This is a genomic window from Halomonas sp. MMH1-48, from assembly GCF_022348105.1.
Taxonomy (GTDB): Bacteria; Pseudomonadota; Gammaproteobacteria; order Pseudomonadales; family Halomonadaceae; genus Vreelandella; species Vreelandella piezotolerans.
This window is the reverse complement of the sequence record NZ_JAKRFL010000005.1, coordinates 18628-36469: the sequence shown is the minus strand read 5'-3', so window position 1 is coordinate 36469 and position 17842 is coordinate 18628. Positions and strand designations below refer to the sequence as shown.

Annotated in this window: 13 protein-coding genes; 5 read left to right on the top strand and 8 right to left on the bottom strand. The window is 59.4% G+C overall.

Annotated features, from left to right (window positions below):
* The first annotated feature begins 117 nt into the window (after nt 1-117).
* Together MHM37_RS06665 and MHM37_RS06660 are read left to right on the top strand one after the other, a co-directional pair.
* A complete protein-coding gene (locus tag MHM37_RS06665; protein WP_239296084.1) occupies nt 118-4941 on the top strand; it encodes an NAD-glutamate dehydrogenase in 4824 nt (1607 codons plus the stop codon).
* Nucleotides 4942-5098: 157 nt separating this feature from the next.
* A complete protein-coding gene (locus tag MHM37_RS06660) occupies nt 5099-6115 on the top strand; it encodes a quinone-dependent dihydroorotate dehydrogenase (RefSeq protein ID WP_239296082.1) in 1017 nt (338 codons plus the stop codon).
* A gap of 78 nt (nt 6116-6193) precedes the next feature.
* Here the strand turns inward: MHM37_RS06660 and rmf are convergent, their stop codons facing one another.
* The gene (gene rmf, locus MHM37_RS06655; RefSeq protein WP_139525484.1) at nt 6194-6403 is read right to left on the bottom strand and encodes a ribosome modulation factor; all 210 of its coding nucleotides are present in this window, start codon (nt 6401-6403) and stop codon (nt 6194-6196) included.
* 388 nt (nt 6404-6791) lie between these two features.
* On the opposite strand from rmf, the gene rlmKL reads away from it, so the two are divergent.
* A complete protein-coding gene (gene rlmKL, locus MHM37_RS06650; RefSeq protein WP_239296080.1) occupies nt 6792-9029 on the top strand; it encodes a bifunctional 23S rRNA (guanine(2069)-N(7))-methyltransferase RlmK/23S rRNA (guanine(2445)-N(2))-methyltransferase RlmL in 2238 nt (745 codons plus the stop codon).
* A complete protein-coding gene (locus MHM37_RS06645; protein ID WP_139525486.1) occupies nt 9022-9357 on the top strand; it encodes a glutaredoxin family protein in 336 nt (111 codons plus the stop codon). Before rlmKL ends, MHM37_RS06645 begins: the two co-directional genes overlap by 8 nt.
* A 33-nt stretch (nt 9358-9390) precedes the next feature.
* Here MHM37_RS06645 and MHM37_RS06640 read toward each other — a convergent pair whose 3' ends face one another.
* The gene (locus MHM37_RS06640) at nt 9391-9672 is read right to left on the bottom strand and encodes a hypothetical protein (protein ID WP_139525487.1); all 282 of its coding nucleotides are present in this window, start codon (nt 9670-9672) and stop codon (nt 9391-9393) included.
* Nucleotides 9673-9756: 84 nt separating this feature from the next.
* Between MHM37_RS06640 and pdxB the strand changes: the two genes are divergently transcribed.
* Nucleotides 9757-10896, top strand: coding sequence for a 4-phosphoerythronate dehydrogenase PdxB (gene pdxB / locus MHM37_RS06635; RefSeq protein ID WP_239296078.1), 1140 nt, complete (start codon nt 9757-9759; stop codon nt 10894-10896).
* Between the two features lie 55 nt (nt 10897-10951).
* On the opposite strand, the gene htpX is transcribed toward pdxB, so the two are convergent.
* The 6 genes from htpX to MHM37_RS06605 form a co-directional block, all read right to left on the bottom strand.
* Nucleotides 10952-11857 carry a protease HtpX gene (gene htpX / locus MHM37_RS06630; protein ID WP_139525489.1) on the bottom strand — a complete coding sequence of 302 codons (906 nt, stop codon included), beginning with the start codon at nt 11855-11857 and terminating at the stop codon, nt 10952-10954.
* 98 nt (nt 11858-11955) lie between these two features.
* Nucleotides 11956-13206, bottom strand: coding sequence for a pyridoxal phosphate-dependent aminotransferase (locus MHM37_RS06625; RefSeq protein WP_239296077.1), 1251 nt, complete (start codon nt 13204-13206; stop codon nt 11956-11958).
* Between the two features lie 54 nt (nt 13207-13260).
* The gene (gene ylqF, locus MHM37_RS06620; RefSeq protein ID WP_153842340.1) at nt 13261-14214 is read right to left on the bottom strand and encodes a ribosome biogenesis GTPase YlqF; all 954 of its coding nucleotides are present in this window, start codon (nt 14212-14214) and stop codon (nt 13261-13263) included.
* Nucleotides 14215-14293: 79 nt separating this feature from the next.
* Nucleotides 14294-14692 (bottom strand): peptide-methionine (R)-S-oxide reductase MsrB, encoded by a 399-nt coding sequence (gene msrB / locus MHM37_RS06615; protein WP_239296076.1) that lies wholly within the window; start codon nt 14690-14692, stop codon nt 14294-14296.
* Nucleotides 14693-14900: 208 nt separating this feature from the next.
* Nucleotides 14901-16487: a gamma-glutamyltransferase family protein gene (locus MHM37_RS06610; RefSeq protein ID WP_239296075.1), complete on the bottom strand. Its 1587-nt coding sequence runs from the start codon at nt 16485-16487 to the stop codon at nt 14901-14903.
* A 27-nt stretch (nt 16488-16514) separates the two neighbouring features.
* A complete protein-coding gene (locus MHM37_RS06605) occupies nt 16515-17840 on the bottom strand; it encodes a TRAP transporter large permease subunit (protein WP_239296074.1) in 1326 nt (441 codons plus the stop codon).
* Nucleotides 17841-17842: the final 2 nt, after the last annotated feature.

The following is a 17842-nucleotide window of genomic DNA, read 5'->3' as shown; positions in this document are numbered from 1 at the left end:
TCAGATGGTTAGGGTGGCGATGATGGGTAGCGTAAGCTAATGGGTAGTGTGGCCTAAAGGCCTATTGTCCTTCGTTTTTTTGGCCTAAGTAGTGGCCCCAGGCAGTCGAGGTGATGGATGCATTACGTTGCGATCGAAGAGAGTCGGCGGGATCTTTTAAAGCAGCTACAAGAGCGCTTGGAAGCGCGACTGGAGCCAGCGCGGGCGGCCGATATCGAAGCCTTTGCGCGCCACTTTTATGCCACGGTGCCGGTGGAAGACTTGGTCGACCGTCGCTTGGACGACCTGTACGGTGCGACGCTGTCCATCTGGCAGTTCCTCCAGCACCATGATCCGAAAAGCCCTAAAGTACGCATTTTCAACCCGGATTTCGAAGAGCACGGCTGGCAGTCTACCCACACCTTCGTGGCGGTGCTGCATGAAGACATGCCGTTTTTGGTCGACTCCGTGCGCATCGAACTCAATCGTCGCGGCCTAACGGTACACGCCATTCAAAACGCCGTGTTCGCCGTGGCCCGTGATAGCCAGCATCAGCTGAAGGCGCTGACCTCTCCCAAAGACGAGAACGCACCGGACGCCCGTGAATCGCTGATCGTCATCGAAGTCGATCGTCACACCGATGCCGAATCCCTGGCAAAAATCGAGCGTAATCTGCACGAAGTGCTGCGGGACGTGCGTACCGCCGTGGGCGATTTCGATGCCATGTGCGGCCAGATCACCTCGGCGATACAGGAGTTGGAAAAAAACTGCCCGCCGCAAATCGACCCGGACGACCATGAAGAAGCCATTGCCTTCCTGGAATGGTTGCTGAAAGATAACTTCACCTTCTTAGGGTACGATGAGTACCTGCTGGAAGGTAACGAACTTCAGCGAGACCCCAACAGCGTGCTGGGCGTATTCCGGTTGGATCAGCCGCGCTACCGCGAGCGAATCCGCACCGAAGAGGGTGTCGACGAACACAATGACTACGTGCTGGTGCCGCAGCTGCTCTCGTTCGCTAAAAGCGCCCACCACTCCCGCGTGCACCGACCCACGTATCCAGATTACATCACCGTCGACCGCTACGACGATGACGGCAACGTGATCGGTGAGCGTCGCTTCTTTGGCTTGTTCACCGCCACGGTGTACAACGAGTCGCCGCGCAACATTCCGCTGCTGCGTCGTAAACTCAAGGCCGTGATGGATATCGCTGGCTTCAACCCCCAGGGCCACAACGGCAAGCAGCTGTTGCAGGTGCTGGAAGTCTACCCACGCGATGACCTATTCCAGATCAGTACCGAATCCCTGGCTAGCACCGCACTGGGTATTCTCAACATCCGTGAGCGCCGTCAGGTGCGGCTATTCATCCGCGCCGATGTCAGCGGTAAGTTCTATTCCTGCCTGGTGTTCGTGCCGCGTGATGTGTTCTCGACCGATCTACGCCAGCGCATTCAGGGCATGCTCTGCGACGAGTTGGACGCGCACTTCGGCGACTTCAACACCTACTTATCCGAGTCGGTGCTGGCGCGTATCCAATTGATCCTGCGCTTCAACGGCGACGCCCCGAGCCAATACGATCTCAAACGTCTGGAGAGTAAAGTCGCTCGCCTAGCCCGCAGCTGGCGCGACGATCTGCAGGCGGCGATGATCGAAGGCTTCGGGGAAGAGCGTGCCAATCATCTGATCGATCAGTTCCACGACGCGTTCTCCGCCAGCTACCGGGAAGATTTCAACGCTCGCACGGCCGTGTTCGATGTCCAGCATCTGCTGAATCTGGATAACGGCGACGATCTCTCTCTGTCGCTTTATCGCCCCTTGGAAGAGCAGGCGGGCGGCATGAACCTGAAGCTGTTCCACCGCGAATCGCAAATTCCACTCTCCGACGTGCTGCCGATGATGGAAAATCTGGGGCTGCGCGTGATTGGCGAGCGCCCCTACGACATCAACGCACCACAGCAGCGCTACTGGATTCACGATTTCGAACTGGAACACAGCCGTGAAGGCGTCAACCTGAGCGAAATGCGCGACACCTTCAGCGAAGCGTTCAAGCGTATTTGGGCAGGCGAGGCCGATAATGACGCCTTCAACCGCCTGATCATCGGCGCAGGGCTCGACTGGCGCGAAGTGGCCATGCTGCGCGGCTATGCCCGCTATTTGAAGCAGATTCGCTTCGGTATGTCTCAGGATTACATTGCCGCAACGCTGGCGAACTACCCGGCCATTACCCAAACCCTGGTGGAGTTGTTCCGCCTGCGTTTCGACCCGGCCCAGCAGCCCAGCAACGTCGATGACTGCCTTACGCGACTCAACGAGCGCTTAGAAGGCGTTGCCAGCCTCAACGATGACCAACTGCTGCGCCGCTTCATGGAGCTGATTCAGGCCACGCTGCGTACCAACTACTACCAGACCACCGACGGTGGCCGCTTCAAGGATTACATCGCCTACAAGTTGGAGCCGTCGAAAGTCACCGGAATGCCCAAGCCGCGCCCGGCGTTCGAGATCTTTGTCTGCTCGCCGCGTGTCGAAGGCGTTCACTTGCGCGGTGGTAAAGTGGCCCGTGGTGGCCTGCGCTGGTCGGATCGTCTCGAGGATTTCCGTACCGAAGTGCTGGGCCTCGTCAAAGCGCAGCAGGTGAAAAACGCGGTCATCGTGCCTGTCGGCGCGAAGGGCGGCTTCGTATGTAAGCGCATGCCGGAAAACGCCGACCGCGAAACCCAACAGAAGGAAGGGATCGCCTGCTACCAAATCTTCATTCGTGCGCTATTGGACGTCACCGACAACTTGGTGGGTGGCGAGGTAGTGCCGCCGCAAAACGTCGTGCGTCACGATGAAGACGACACCTACTTGGTGGTAGCCGCCGATAAAGGCACCGCTACTTTCTCGGATATCGCCAACGCGATTTCCATCGAGTATGGCCACTGGTTGGGTGACGCCTTTGCTTCCGGTGGTGCCAACGGCTACGACCACAAGAAGATGGCAATCACCGCTCGCGGCGCGTGGGAATCCGTGAAGCGTCATTTCAAGAACCTGGGCGTCAATACCCAGGAAGACCTGTTTACCGTGGTGGGTATCGGAGACATGGCGGGGGACGTGTTCGGTAACGGTATGCTCCTTTCCGATAAGATCCAATTGGTGGGCGCCTTCAACCACCTGCACATCTTCGTCGACCCGAACCCGGATGCCGCAGCGGCCTTTGCCGAGCGCAAACGCCTGTTCGATCTGCCGCGCTCCAGCTGGGAAGATTACAGCAGCGAACTGATCTCCCAAGGGGGTGGGGTGTTCAGCCGCAGCGCCAAGTCGATCACCATCACGCCGGAAATGCAGCAAGCGTTTGGGATTGTAGAGGCTCGCCTGTCGCCCAACGACCTGATTCGCGCCATGCTCAAAGCAAAGGTCGATCTGATTTGGAACGGCGGCATCGGTACTTACGTGAAGAGTTCTGAAGAGACCGATGCGGATGTGGGCGACAAAGCCAACGATGCGCTGCGTATCAACGGTAAAGAATTGAACTGCCGCGTGGTCGGCGAGGGCGGTAACCTGGGCCTGACCCAGCGTGGCCGGATGGAAGCCGCCGCCAACGGGGTACGCGTCTATACCGACTTTATCGACAACGCGGGCGGCGTGAACTGCTCGGATCACGAGGTCAACATCAAAATCTTGATCGATGAAGTGGTCAAGCGTGGCGATATGACCGACAAGCAGCGTAACCAGCTGCTGGCCGACATGACCGAAGAGGTCGCCGACCTGGTGATTCTGGATAACTACCGCCAGACCCAGGCGTTGGATCTGTCGGAGATTCTGTCTCACCAGGGCATGGGGCCGTACCGTCGCTTCATCAGCGAGCTGGAGTCCGCCGGTCAAATCGACCGCGAGCTGGAGTTCCTGCCCGCCGATGACGTGCTCAAAGAGCGCGCCAGCAACAATCAGGGCATGCGCTTACCGGAACTGTCGGTGCTGATCTCCTACGCCAAGAGCACCCTGAAGGGCGACTTGATCAACTCCGACGTGCCCGACGATCTGTATATCCACCGTCATCTGGAGCGTCTGTTCCCGGCCGTGCTCACCGAACGCTACCAGAACGAGATGTACGACCACCGTCTAAAGCGTGAAATCGTCGCCACCCAGGTGGCCAACGATCTCGTCGATCACATGGGCATCGTCTTCGTGCGTCGCCTGATGGATTCGACCGGCGCTGGCCGTGCGGACATTGCCCGCGCCTACGTGGTGGCCCGCGATGCCTTCAATCTGCCGTCGCTGTGGGCGCAGATCGAAGCGCTGGATAACCAAGTGCCCAGCCGTGTGCAGTACTCCATGATGCTGGACCTAATGCGCATGATCCGCCGCGCCACGCGCTGGTTCCTTCGTCAGCACCTGGGGCTCTCGACCCAGGACACCATCGAGTACTTCGGCCCACGCTTGGCGCAGTTGCAGGAGGGCATTGGCGAGCTGCTCAGCGGTGAAGAGCAGGCCGTATGGCGCCAGCGCTGTGATGAATTGCTGGAAGCTGGCGTGCCGGAAGCACTGGCCGCCACCGTGGCTGCCGCGCCGAGTCTCTACGCTGGCCTGGGCATCATTCAAGCCGCGCGGATCACCAACGAGAAGCCGCAACGGGTGGCCGAGGTGTTCTATGAAATCGGCAGCCGCTTAGAGCTACCATGGATGATCCAGCAGGTTACCCACCTGGAGGTCCGCGATGCCTGGCAGGCCCAGGCGAGAGAAACCTTCCGCGACGACATCGACCGTCAGCAGCTGGCGCTCACTACCAGCGTTCTGAAGCTAGAAGCCGGCAGCCGTGACACCCAAGAGCGGGTAGCCCAGTGGCTAGAGCAGCATGCCGAGCTACACCGCCGCTGGTGCCGCCTGATCGACGAAGTGCGTGGCGGTAGTGAAGGAGGGTTTGCACTGTTTGCCGTGGCCGTGCGTGAACTGGTCGACCTTGCCGAAAGTGACAGCGAAGCGTAAACCGAAGCGCGTGCTCAACGGCACGCTGCACGCTCGGTAGGAAGCCGCGCCCTGGGGGGGGCCAGGACGCGGCTTTTTTCATCCTGCGAAGCCTGGGCGATGTGCGCTATACTGCGCCCGCCCCGCACGTCGCCCACCGATTAGGAGAGTCTTACCGATGTACCCCATTGCCCGCTCGCTGCTGTTTCGCTTGGATCCCGAAACCACCCATGGCATGGCGCTGAACGCGCTCGACGCGTTGCACAAAGTGGGCGGTATTCAGCGTTTGTATGGCAAGCCGGTGAGCGACCCCATCGAGCTCATGGGGCTGCGTTTCCCTAATCGTATTGGGCTGGCGGCCGGACTGGACAAAAACGCCGACCACTTGGACGCGCTGGGCGAGCTAGGATTTGGCTTTGTGGAGGTCGGCACCGTAACACCCAAGGCGCAGCCGGGGAATCCAAAACCGCGTCTCTTTCGATTGGCCGACCACGAGGCGATCATCAACCGCTTCGGGTTCAACAACAAAGGGGTGGCGCATCTCGTCGCGCAGGTCAAAAAGCGCCACTACAACGGCATCGTCGGCATCAATATCGGTAAGAATTTGACCACGTCGGTTGAGAACGCTCTGGATGACTACCTATTATGTCTTGATGCGGTACATGGCGCGGCGGGCTACATAGCGGTGAATATCTCGTCGCCCAATACACCGGGGCTACGCACGCTGCAGTTTGGCGAACAGCTAGATGCCCTGTTGGGGCCGATTCGTGCCAAAAGCCGCGAGTTGGATGCTCAGGCAGGTCGCAGGGTGCCTCTGCTGGTGAAAATCGCACCAGACATGAGCGAAGAGGAGGTCGCACTGGTGGCTGGCAGTATCGCACGCAACGAGCTGGACGGCGTGATTGCGACCAATACCACCGTCTCCCGGGAGGCCGTGCAGAACGACCCGCAAGCACAAGAAGCCGGCGGGCTCTCCGGTAAGCCGGTGTTCGAGGCGTCCAATACGGTCATTCGTCTACTGCGCAAGCAGCTGCCGACGCTGCCGATCATTGGCGTGGGTGGCATCGATAGTGGTGAAGCGGCCCGGGCGAAAATGGCGGCCGGTGCGGATCTTGTGCAGCTCTATTCGGGATTGATCTACCAAGGGCCTGGGCTAGTGAAGCAGTGTGCCGAGGCGCTCAAGCAAATCGGTTGAAAAAGCCGCAGATAGACGATAAAAAGCCCGCTTTGCAGCGGGCTCCGTCTCCTAATGTTTGAGTAAAAGGTAAAAAAATTAGGTCATGACCATGGGGTTTTTATGAATACCGGAGACGCCGATCATTCCGTCCCACTGGTCACCACGACCTTCACGCCAACCGCTCATCCAATATTCGCGTAAATTGACATCTTGACTGGGGCAATCATCACGGGAGCGACCCATGATGCCCGCTTTGTAGCCGTGAACATAAGCCCGTTGGAAGCGATCACGTTTTTGTCGTTTCATTGGCTAACCTCTTTGCATGAAAGCCTTTGATAAGAAGCAGGTCACAAGGCAACGTAGTAACAACAGGCCCATAGGCGTGCTTTACCCAGATTGCCAACACCACTTCGAGAAGTGACTTCAAGTTCAAGAGTGAGCTGCTGCCTCAGCGCTAATGCCTAGCACTCACGTGCTGAACGGAAGAAGCGGCAAGCTCAGACAAGCCAAGGATCGTTACCGGCGTTTAGAAACAGACACGATAAAGACCCTGACAAGCAACGCATGCGTTTTTAGTAGCTACCCTCTTATTGTTAGACCATGATGGGGTCACTTGTCGACCATCAAATTGTCATAAGACATACATTCATTTGCCATATACAGGAATATCGCGCGGTGACGCGCGGCGATCATCATGACCGAGCTGAGCCAAACTGCCCCTCTCAACCTACTAGCGACCTGCCCCAAAGGCATCGAAGGCCTGCTGGCGGATGAACTGACGGCCCTGGGCGCCGAACCGGGTAAAACCACCGTGGCGGGGGTCTATTTTTCTGCCGACCAAGCCACGGCCTACCGGGTCTGTTTATGGTCTCGCCTAGTGAACCGTGTGATTTTGCTACTGGCGCGGGAGTCTCTGGTCGAGACCGCCGAGCAGGTGCGCAATGTGGTCGCACGCATCGCCTGGAGCCAGCATCTTGCCCCCGGCAAGACCTTGGCGGTGGATTTTCATGGCCGCAGCGACCATATTCGCCACACTCGCTTCGGCGCACAGACGGTGAAAGATGGCGTGGTGGACGCGCTGCAGTTAGGCGGTCGAGAGCGGCCCAATGTGGACACCAAAGCGCCTGACCTACGCATTTACGCCCACCTGCACCGGGCCAACTTAAGCCTGGGAATCGATCTCTCCGGTGATAGTCTCCACCGCCGCGGCTACCGCCGCGATGTCGGGCACGCGCCGCTCAAAGAGAATTTGGCGGCAGCGCTGCTGGTGCGCGCAGGCTGGCCGGAACGGGCCAAAGCGGGCGAGCCATTGATCGATCCGCTATGTGGGGCAGGAACGCTGCTGATCGAAGCGGCGCTGATGGCGGCTGACCAAGCCCCTAACTTGAACCGCGAGCGGTTTGGCTTTCACGGCTGGGCAGGCCATCAAGACGCTGTGTGGAGTGAATTAAAACGCGAAGCCGAAGCACGCGCCTCGATTGGACGCAAACGTTGCAAAACCGAACTGATGGGCTTTGATCAAAGCCCGGCAGCACTGACCGCCGCGAAATCCAACGCCATGCGGGCGGGCATTCCTGCGCTGATCACGCTCCACGGCCAGAGTCTCGCCCAACTGCATCGGCCGGAGACGCTGACCGCCGAGCAGGGGCTATTGATTACCAACCCGCCCTACGGCGAGCGCCTGGGCGAGCTGCCGGAACTGGTGCGGCTTTATGCTCAGCTCGGTGAAAAAGCCAAGGCGCTGTTTCCTGGCTGGACGCTGGCGCTGTTTACTGGCAACCCGGATCTCGGCCACCGCCTTGGGCTGCGCGCTCATAAACAGTACGCGCTAAAAAACGGCGCGCTGGATGCCAAGCTGCTGCTCATGGAGATTGGCAGCGCCCGCCCTGCGCCTAAGCAGAGCGGTGAGCCGGCAGACGTGGGCGTAGTGCCCCAGGCAAGCCGTACGACAACACCGACGGTGTCGGAAAATGCAAAGATGTTTGCCAACCGTCTGGCAAAAAATCAGAAACGTCTGAAAAAATGGCTGAAGCAGAGCGGTGAAACCTGCTATCGCCTTTACGATGCCGATATGCCGGAGTACGCGCTGGCAGTGGATCGCTACGGCGACCGCGTGCACGTTCAGGAGTATGCGGCACCGAGTTCCGTGAACCCTTCTCAGGCACAAAAACGGCTGTTTGATGCCCTGGACGTGCTGCCCGAGGCGTTGGGGGTCGATCCCAGCAAGATTTACGTCAAGCGCCGCGAGCGGCAAACCGGTGCGGCCCAGTACCAAAAGCGCGATGCCAGCGGCGAGCGTTTTGAAGTGCGGGAGGGCAGCGCAAGGCTATGGGTCAACCTGCGGGATTACCTGGATACCGGTCTGTTTCTGGACCACCGGCCGGTACGCCGAATGCTGGGCGAGATGGCCAGCGGCAAGCGCTTTCTCAACCTGTTCTGTTACACCGCGACGGCCACCGTGCAAGCCGCGCTAGGCGGGGCCAGCGACAGCGTTAGCGTGGACATGTCCAACACCTACCTGGAGTGGGCCCGGGACAACTTTGCGCTCAACCAGCTCGACCCCAGGCTGCACCGCGTGGTGCGGGATGACTGCTTCCGCTGGCTGGAAACCGCCAACGCGCAGTTCGATCTGATTTTCATGGATCCGCCTACTTTCTCGAATTCGAAAAAGATGCGCGACACGCTCGATGTGCAGCGCGACCACCCGCGCTTGGTGGAGCTCGCCATGGCGCGCCTGGCCCCCGGCGGTACGCTGGTGTTCTCCAACAATCAGCGCCGCTTCAAGCTCGACGAAGCACTGAGCGAGCGCTACGCCATCGAGGAGATCACTGCGCGCACCTTCGATCCGGATTTTCAGCGGCGCACCAACTTGCATCACGTATTTTTGCTGCGTCACGCCCCCTTTGCCGATAAAGGGCAAGGCGATGATTGAACTATCGATTTACACCACGCTAGGCTGCCATCTATGCGCCCAATTGGAGGTGCTGGTGGCAACCCTGGCCAACCAAGAGGTGAGGCTGCACCACATCGAGATCAGCGACGACGACGCTCTAGTGGAGCGTTACGGCACGCGGATCCCGGTGCTGGTCGATGACGACGGGGTCGAGTTGGATCGCGGCTTCGACGTGGCGCGTTTGAGCCACTGGTTGAGCGAGCGGGGCTGGCTGGATGAGACGGCGCTGGCCGCACTCACCGCGCCGCCAGAACACGCGCCCCCCGTGGGGGCGCATCAGCGCAACGGGCGGCGCTTCTTAGGCTAACGAAACGGGCGAGTCCGTTTCACAGGTGATGCGTCAGAGGGCATCCAAAAGCGATAGCTGACGCATCGCTTCTTGGCCTTCTGGCGTATGGTCGGCGGCTTCAAGCACTTTGCGGAACCCGCGTGAGGATTGAATCGTCGTTTCATCCTCCAGCCACATCTCTGCTTGCTCCAGAGTGTCCGCTAACTGGTGTTTCAATCCGCCAAACTGGGTGCCGATTTGCCCCCAGGCGCGGCTGAAAATCCAGTCGCCGAACATATCCTGGTGAATATGCACCAACACATAGTCATGGTCGGTTTCCCAGCGTACGATCACACCCATCTCCTTAACCACTGCTTGATCACGCCTGCACAGCAAGCCATTGCGGGCGTATTGTAAAGCCCGGATACCAAAACGCCTATGAAACTTGTTATCGACGCTAATATCCCCGCTGCCGACGCCTGTTTTGCAGGCATGGGGACGCTGCACCGTCTGCCAGGCCGCGAGATTCGTGCGGCAGACGTGCAGGACGCCGATGCGCTGATCGTGCGCTCGATCACTCAGGTGAACCGCACACTGCTGGCCAACAGCGCGGTGCGTTTTGTGGGTACCTGTACCATTGGTACTGACCATATCGATCTCGACTATCTCAAAGAGCGTGGAATTGGCTTTGCCAGCGCGCCGGGATGCAATGCGGACGCGGTGGTGGACTATGTGCTGAGCAGCTTACTGACGGTGGGCGAGCGAGAAGGCTGGCCGCTGCTGAAACGGACCGTGGGCATCGTTGGCGCAGGCAACGTGGGTAGTCGCTTACAGCGCCGCTTGCAGGCACTTGGCGTGGCGGTACGGGTGTGTGACCCCCCCAGGGCGGAACAAGAGGGCGCGAGCGGTTTCGTCTCCCTCGATACGCTCATCGAGGAGTGTGACGTCATCTGCCTGCACACCCCACTGGTGAAGGGGGGTCCTCACGCCACTTATCAGATGCTGTGTGCCCAGCGTATCGACGAGCTTGCCCCGGGTACGCTGCTGTTGAACGCTGGACGCGGTGACTGCCTGGATGGTTTAGCGTTGCGCAGCCGTATGGCGGGGAAGGGCGATATCACGGCCATACTGGACGTTTGGGAAGACGAGCCTGGTATCGATGCGGGGCTACGTGACTTGGTTGCTTTAGCGACACCGCATATTGCCGGGCATAGCCTGGATGGCAAGCTGCGCGGCACCTGGATGATTCAGCAGGCGTTGGCAGCGCAGTTAGGCCTGCCCAGCGACATGCCGTTTAGCGCGCTCTGCCCACCGCCAGCACTCGCTACGCTCACGCTGCAGGAGGCACTGCCGGTGGAAGAGGCGCTTCGGCTATGTGCGCGGGCCGTGTATGACGTACGCCGCGACCACGATACGTTGCAGCGTCAAGTGGTGCATCAGGGCATTGCCAAAGGCTTTGATAGCTGCCGCGCCAACTATCCGCTACGTCGCGAATTTGGCACGCTGACCGTTCACTTGGAGAACGACGCGGTGTCATTGCAGCCATCGCTTCAGGCGGCGGGTTTTTGGATTGCCTAAATTAACAAGGCCCGCATTAGCGGGCCTTGGCATCTTTTATCGCGCGGTTTGTCGCTTACTGACGGTAAGCCGCTTCTTTCAGGGCACGAATACGGTCATCCAGCGGCGGGTGGCTGGCGAAGAGCTGCTCGACCAGCGAGCGGGTCTGGCCTTTGGTGATTGCCATGGCGCGCAGGGTGTCCGGCATTTGGTCGGGCATTTCGGTTTCGGCCTTCAAACGTGCCAGGGCGTTGACCATCGCCCCCGTGCCTGCCAGGCGGGCACCCGCTTCGTCGGCACGGTACTCACGGTAGCGGGAGAACCAGGCCACGATGGCGGAGGCGACGATACCAAAGACGATTTCGGCCACCATCACCACGGCGAAGTAACCCATAAAGCCCAGGCCACCTTCGCCATCGCTGCGGCTTTTCAGGAAGCTATCGACCAAGTGGGCGACGATACGAGCGAAGAACATGACGAAGGTATTCACCACGCCTTGAATCAGCGCTAGTGTCACCATGTCGCCGTTAGCAACGTGGCCAATTTCGTGGGCAAGCACCGCGCGCACCTCCTCTGGGCGCATACGGTTGAGCAAGCCCGCCGATACCGCCACTAGGGCATCGTTTTTATTCCAGCCAGTGGCAAAGGCGTTGGACTGTTGGGCGGGGAAAATGCCCACCTCTGGGGTTTTGATACCCGCTTCACGGGAAAGCTCGGCCACGGTATCCACCAGCCACTGCTCGGTGGCGTTCGACGGATTTTCGATGATCACCGTGCCGGTCGAGCGTTTCGCCATCCATTTAGAGATGAACAGCGAGACCAGTGAACCGGCCATACCGAACACAAAGCAGAAGATCAGCAGGCTGGTAAAGTTAATGCCCTGGCTGTTGAGATAGCTCTCAACGCCAAACAGCCTTAGCGTCAGGCTGGCGACCAGCAACACCGCTAAGTTGGTGGCTAAAAACAGCACGATTCGCATCATGGGTGACGATCTCCCTCAAGGTCATAACAAGCGTTAATGGAATGATGGCTTAGATACGTGCATTTCATATCAGTTTCAAGTCGCTGGTAGCGTGTCGATCACGTTTGGCGATAGCGGGACAAGAAATTGGCAAAGCGGTCGAGCGCGTCGCCGAGCTGGTCGGCCCAGGGCAGCATCACGATACGCACGTGGTCGGGGGCTGGCCAGTTGAAGGCGGTACCTTGCACCAGCAGTATTTTCTCTTGCAGAAGCAAATCCAGCACCAGCTGCTGGTCATCTTTGATATTGAACACCTGAGGGTCCAAGCGCGGAAAAGCGTAGAGCGCGCCTTTGGGCGTCACGCAGGAGACCCCGGGAATCGCGTTGAGCTTCTCGACGGTAATGTCGCGTTGGGCCAGCAATCGCCCGCCCGGCAGAATCAGGTCGTTGATCGACTGATACCCGCCAAGCGCCGTTTGAATAGCGTGCTGGGCGGGTACATTGGCGCATAGCCGCATTGAGGCCAGCATGGTCAGGCCCTGAATGAAGTCCTTCGCCCGCTGCTTCGCTAGGGTGCCAGAGATCGTCATCCAGCCAGAGCGAAAGCCGGCGCAGCGGTAGCTTTTCGACAAGCCATTCATGGTGATCACGAGCTGGTCATCGTCGGCCAGTGCGCCAGTGGCGGTGTGCTCGACCCCGTCGTAGAGGATCTTGTCGTAGATCTCATCGGAGAACACCACCAAGTTGTGTTCTTGGGCGATATCGAGCACTTCCCTGACCACTTCCGGGGGGTAGACCGCCCCGGTGGGGTTATTGGGGTTGATGATCACGATAGCACGGGTGCGGCTGGTGACTTTGGCGCGAATATCGGCGATATCCGGTGCCCAGTCGGCCTGCTCGTCGCACAGATAATGCACGCCATGGCCGCCGGAGAGATGAGCGGCTGCCGTCCATAGCGGGTAGTCGGGCGCGGGAATCAGCACCTCGTCGCCATCATTCAATAGCGCCTGCATGGCCATGACGATTAGCTCGGACACGCCGTTACCAATGTAGATATCTTCGATACCCACCCCAGGAATCTGCTTACGCTGACACTCCTGCATGATCGCCTTGCGGGCGGAGTAGAGGCCTTTGGAATCACAGTAGCCCTGGGCGGTGGGCAGGTTACGCATCACGTCCTGCAAAATCTCTTCCGGCGCCTCGAAGCCAAACGGTGCCGGGTTGCCAATGTTGAGCTTCAAAATCCGCTGGCCTTCCTCTTCCAGGCGCTTGGCGTGGTCGAGGACCGGGCCGCGGATGTCGTAGCAAACGTTGTGCAGTTTGTGTGATTTTTTTAGCGTGTGTGATTCTCTAGGCTGGGGCGTGTCCATGGGGTGCGTTATCCAAAAGTGTCCAGTGCCGTGGAAGTGTCTGTTGTTGGCTCATTATGCGTCGGATAGGGCCGGGCTGTCTTGGTCGTTTTGCTCGGGCGGCGGCGGAATGTCTGCGGGGGTTTCAAGCGTTACCCGGCCAAGCTTTCCATCGCGTAGCTCATGCAGCAGCACCTCGGCGCCACGGTGAAGATCCACTTCGCCGCCGGGGCGCAGGCCACCGCGTTTACCGGCAATCTCTTTGAGAATGGCGTGACCATCGAACCCGGCCAGCGCCAGGAAGTCGGGCCTTTTCGGCCCGTCGGCATCTACGTCATCTGACTCGGGGGCTGCGTAGGTGGGCAGCGCTTTGAGCTTGTAACGGGCGGTGAGCTCGGCGGGGTAGCGTTTGGCGAGCTCTGCGCAGGCAACGATGGCCACGTCGGTATACTCGATGGCAGTATCGCGAATCGCACCGCTAGCCGCCAAACGGTAGGCGCTCGCTTGGTCTTCGATTTTCGGCCACAGCACTCCGGGGGTGTCGATCAGCGCGACACGCCCGTCGATGCGCACTTTTTGCTGGCGCTTGGTGACCGCCGGCTCGTTACCGGTTTTGGCAATTTTGCGACCGGCCAAGCCGTTGATCAGCGTCGATTTACCGACGTTAGGGATGCCCATCACCATCACGCGTACATCGCGGTCGGCACGCACCGCACCGGCCAGCTCGTGGCACAGTTTGGGAATCTTCTTGAGCTCGCGGGTCTGTGTGGTGGTAATCGCCAGAGCGCGGGTGTCTGCCTGGGCATCAAAAAAGGCCACCCACTCGTCGGTACGAACGGGGTCGGCCAAATCGGCGCGGGAAAGAATTTTCAGCACCGGCTTATGGCGAGTCAGCTCGGCCAGCATCGGGTTGGCGCTGGAGTAGGGCAGGCGCGCGTCGAGCACCTCGATGACCACATCGATTTCTGGCAGCGCGTCCTTGATCTGGCGGCGGGCCTTATTCATATGTCCGGGGAACCAGCCGAGCATGGGGGTCTCCTACAAGCACAAAAAAGCGGGCGACCATTCTAGCAGATGGTGCCCGCCTTGCCGTGCTTCCTTTCAAAGGTTACTCGTCGGGGTGGAACTCCAACGAGACGGAGTTGATACAGTAGCGCAAACCGGTGGTGTCAGGAGGTCCATCGGGAAAGACGTGGCCCAGATGAGCGTCGCAGTGCGAGCAGACCACTTCGGTGCGAATCATGCCGTGGGACGTATCGCGGTGCTCCTCGACACAACGAGCCCCCAGTGGGCGATCAAAGCTGGGCCAGCCGCAGCCCGCATCGAACTTATGCTCATTCTCGAACAGTGGCGCGTGGCAGCAAACGCAGTGGTAAATACCTTGAGCATCGCTTACCTGGTGATCTCCGGTAAACGGTCGTTCGGTGCCTTTCTCCCGGGCAACCCGGTACTGCTCGGGCGTGAGCTGCTTGCGCCACTCGTCGGGGGATTTTTCAATTTTCGCCATGGGAATCTCCTCTCCCTCTGGTTGCCGTTCATCAGAGGCTGTCTAAGGCGGCTAGCCTATTAGCGTTAGCACGCATCGTAGCGAGTGCGGCAAGGCTAACGACAATGGGCCGCCTGTCCAAGTTCAGCATGTGCGAAAGTGATAAAATCCGCCAGTCGCTTTCCACACTAAACCGCTGAAGGCTCCTTAAACACCCGCTGAAGGCTCCTTACACGCTAGCCGCTCCCCCGTTGCTGCGCGGGTCGTGGGCGCTCTCGATCAGGCCATTCGGGTGGCGCACGATGCCGCCTGCGTGGCCCATGGTGTCGCTGAACGCCTCTGGCAGTACCTCTACGTCGTGGCCTGCGGTGGCAAGTTCGGCCACTAAGCGGTCATCAAAGCGCTCTTCTAATTTCAGGTTAGTGCTGGACTCTCCCCAGGTGCGCCCCAATAGCCAGCGCGGTGCGGTGACGGCTTGCTGCAGTGGCATGCCGTGCAGCGCGTAGCGGGAGAACACGGCGGCTTGAGTTTGCGGCTGGCCTTCGCCGCCCATGGTGCCGTACACCATCGTGCGCCCATCGTTGAACAGTGCCAGCGCGGGGTTGAGCGTGTGGAAGGGTTTGCGGCCAGGGGCTAAACCGCGTAAATCGTCAGGGTCGAGCGAAAAGCTAATGCCGCGGTTTTGCCACAGCACGCCGCTCTCAGGCAGTACCACGCCGCTGCCAAACTCCCAGTAGATGCTCTGAATGAAGCTCACCGAGCGGCCTTCGCTGTCGACGGTGCCCATCCAAATAGTATCGCCTGGCGCAGGCTCGTGAGGCCAAGGGAGCGCCTGGTTAGGATTAATCTCGGCAGCTTCTGCACCAATGCGCTCTTCGCTGAGAAGCTCCTGCAGCGGCGTGGGAACACGGTGTGGGTCTGTAACGTAGCGGTCGCGCAGCATAAAGGCGCGTTTGGTGGCTTCAATTAACCCGTGCAGGTGGTCAAAGCCATTGGGCTCGGCGGCTTTGATGCGCTCGTAAATGCCCAAAATCATCAGCGATGCCATGCCTTGAGTAGGCGCGGGCAGGTTATACAATGTGGCGTCGTTGAGGCGCATGTGCAGCGGTGTGACCTGCTGAGCGCGGTAAGCGTGAAAATCGGCTAAGCGTAGTGGGCTGCCGAGTGCCTCCAGATCCTTCGCCATGCTAGCGGCGAGTTCACCCCGGTAGAAGTCTTCCAGCCCGGCGCTGGCGAGGCGTTTCAACGTCTTCGCCAGGCGGGGCTGGCGCAGGCGCTCGCCTTCGCGGGGGACTTGACCGTCAAGCAGCAGGGCATCGCTAAAGCCGGGGCTTTGGCGCAAGCGCTCCAGGTGTTTGGCGGTGAGCGTTTCCTGGCTTTGCGAAACGGCCACCCCTTCATCGGCGTGACGAATGGCGTCGGCCAGCAGCGTGGTCAGCGGCAGCGCGTTACCCCAACCCGCCGCCACATTGAGCGCTTCCTGCCAGCCACTAATCGTGCCTGCCATGGTAAGCGCGGCTTTTGGGCCGCGTTCAGGGATGTGCGATTCCCCGGCGTAAAAATCGCCGTTGGCGAGTTGTGCAGCGGGGCCGCAAGCGTCGATGGCCACTGGCGATTTGCCGGGCTCGTGAATCAACCAAAAACCGTCGCCCCCCAGGGCGTTCATGTGTGGGTAGACCACGGCGATGGCCGCTGCTGCTGCGACCATGGCTTCGACAGCGTTGCCACCCTGTTTCAAAACATCGCGACCGGCGCTGGCGGCCAAGTGGTGTGGCGCGACACAGCTGCCGCCGTAACTACGTTGGGTGTGGAGCATTGAAGAGTCCTTTGTTATTGGTTGTGGTTACCAGCCAATGGCATCGGGTAGCCACGTGGCTATGCTTGGGAACATAAACACTAGCGCCACGGCTAAAAATTGCAGCCCGATAAAGGGTAGCGCCCCTTTGTAGATATCCAGTGTGGTCACCTCTTTGGGCGCGACGCCTTTCAAGAAAAATAGCGACCAGCCAAAGGGCGGGGTAAGAAACGATGTTTGCAGCACCAGTCCCACTAAAATACCCAGCCACACCATATCCACGCCCATCTGTATAAAGAAGGGCAAAAAGAGCGGTAGAGCAATATAGCTAATTTCGATCCATTCCAAGAAGAAACCCAGCACGAACATCAGTAGTAGCATGAACAGCAGTGCGCCAAACTCGCCACCGGGCACCCAGTCAAACATGCGTTCTACCAAGTGTTCGCCCCCCAGCCCGCGGAAGGCAAGGCCAAAGACCTGCGCGCTGATTAAAATAAAAAAGACCATGGCGGAGATCACTAGCGTGGCTTTGGCCACGTCGCTTAATAGCGATATGGTCAACCGTCCCGAGCAGGCAACGAACACCAACGCCCCTAGCGCGCCCATGGCGGCGGCTTCCGTGGGAGCCGCAATGCCGCCAATAATGGAGCCGAGTACTGCAAACACCAGACCTACGGGTGGGCCCACTACCGTCATCACCTTGTACAGTAACTGCCTTTTGCTAAGCTCAGCGCGCTCTTCTGCCGGGATGGGGGGCATCATGCCGGGATAAAGCTGTGCCACCACTAAAATCGCCACGATGTAGATACCCGCTAGCGCTAACCCGGGAACCATGGCAGCGGCGAACATCGTGCCCACCGATTCACCCAGGATTTCGGCCAATAGAATGAGTACCAAGCTAGGCGGAATGATTTGGCCCAATGTGCCTGAGGCGCAAATCATGCCGGTGGCCAAGGTTTTGGGGTAGCCTCTGCGAAGCAGGGTGGGCAGTGTCAGCAGGCCCAGGGTGACGATAGTCGCGCCCACGATACCGGTAGCGGCTCCTAACAGCACGCCAACGAAAATAATCGCCACGCCCATCCCGCCGGAAAGCCCGCCGAACAAGTGGCCAATCACATCGATCAGCTCTTCGGCTAGCTTCGATTTCTCCAGCATGACGCCCATGAACACGAACAGGGGTATCGCCATGAAGGTGTAGTTGGTCACCACGCCGTAAATGCGCGAGGGCAGCAGGTTAAATAGCATAGGGCCAAAGCCGAGATAGCCAAATACAAAAGCCGTGACGGCAATACTGATCGCTACCGGAATGCCGATTAACAGCAGTACAAAAAAGGCGACGATCATGCCGATCGCGAGCCACTCATTAGGAGACATGC

Excerpts from the sequence above, each read along its gene's own strand:
- MHM37_RS06645 (WP_139525486.1), top strand. The coding sequence starts at position 9,022 with ATGATTGAACTATCGATTTACACCACGCTAGGCTGCCATCTATGCGCC.
- MHM37_RS06665 (WP_239296084.1), top strand. The coding sequence starts at position 118 with ATGCATTACGTTGCGATCGAAGAGAGTCGGCGGGATCTTTTAAAGCAG.
- htpX (WP_139525489.1), bottom strand. The coding sequence starts at position 11,857 with ATGATGCGAATCGTGCTGTTTTTAGCCACCAACTTAGCGGTGTTGCTG.
- MHM37_RS06610 (WP_239296075.1), bottom strand. The coding sequence starts at position 16,487 with ATGCTCCACACCCAACGTAGTTACGGCGGCAGCTGTGTCGCGCCACAC.
- MHM37_RS06625 (WP_239296077.1), bottom strand. The coding sequence starts at position 13,206 with ATGGACACGCCCCAGCCTAGAGAATCACACACGCTAAAAAAATCACAC.
- MHM37_RS06605 (WP_239296074.1), bottom strand. The coding sequence starts at position 17,840 with ATGTCTCCTAATGAGTGGCTCGCGATCGGCATGATCGTCGCCTTTTTT.
- rlmKL (WP_239296080.1), top strand. The coding sequence starts at position 6,792 with ATGACCGAGCTGAGCCAAACTGCCCCTCTCAACCTACTAGCGACCTGC.
- pdxB (WP_239296078.1), top strand. The coding sequence starts at position 9,757 with ATGAAACTTGTTATCGACGCTAATATCCCCGCTGCCGACGCCTGTTTT.
- ylqF (WP_153842340.1), bottom strand. The coding sequence starts at position 14,214 with ATGCTCGGCTGGTTCCCCGGACATATGAATAAGGCCCGCCGCCAGATC.
- MHM37_RS06660 (WP_239296082.1), top strand. The coding sequence starts at position 5,099 with ATGTACCCCATTGCCCGCTCGCTGCTGTTTCGCTTGGATCCCGAAACC.
- msrB (WP_239296076.1), bottom strand. The coding sequence starts at position 14,692 with ATGGCGAAAATTGAAAAATCCCCCGACGAGTGGCGCAAGCAGCTCACG.
- rmf (WP_139525484.1), bottom strand. The coding sequence starts at position 6,403 with ATGAAACGACAAAAACGTGATCGCTTCCAACGGGCTTATGTTCACGGC.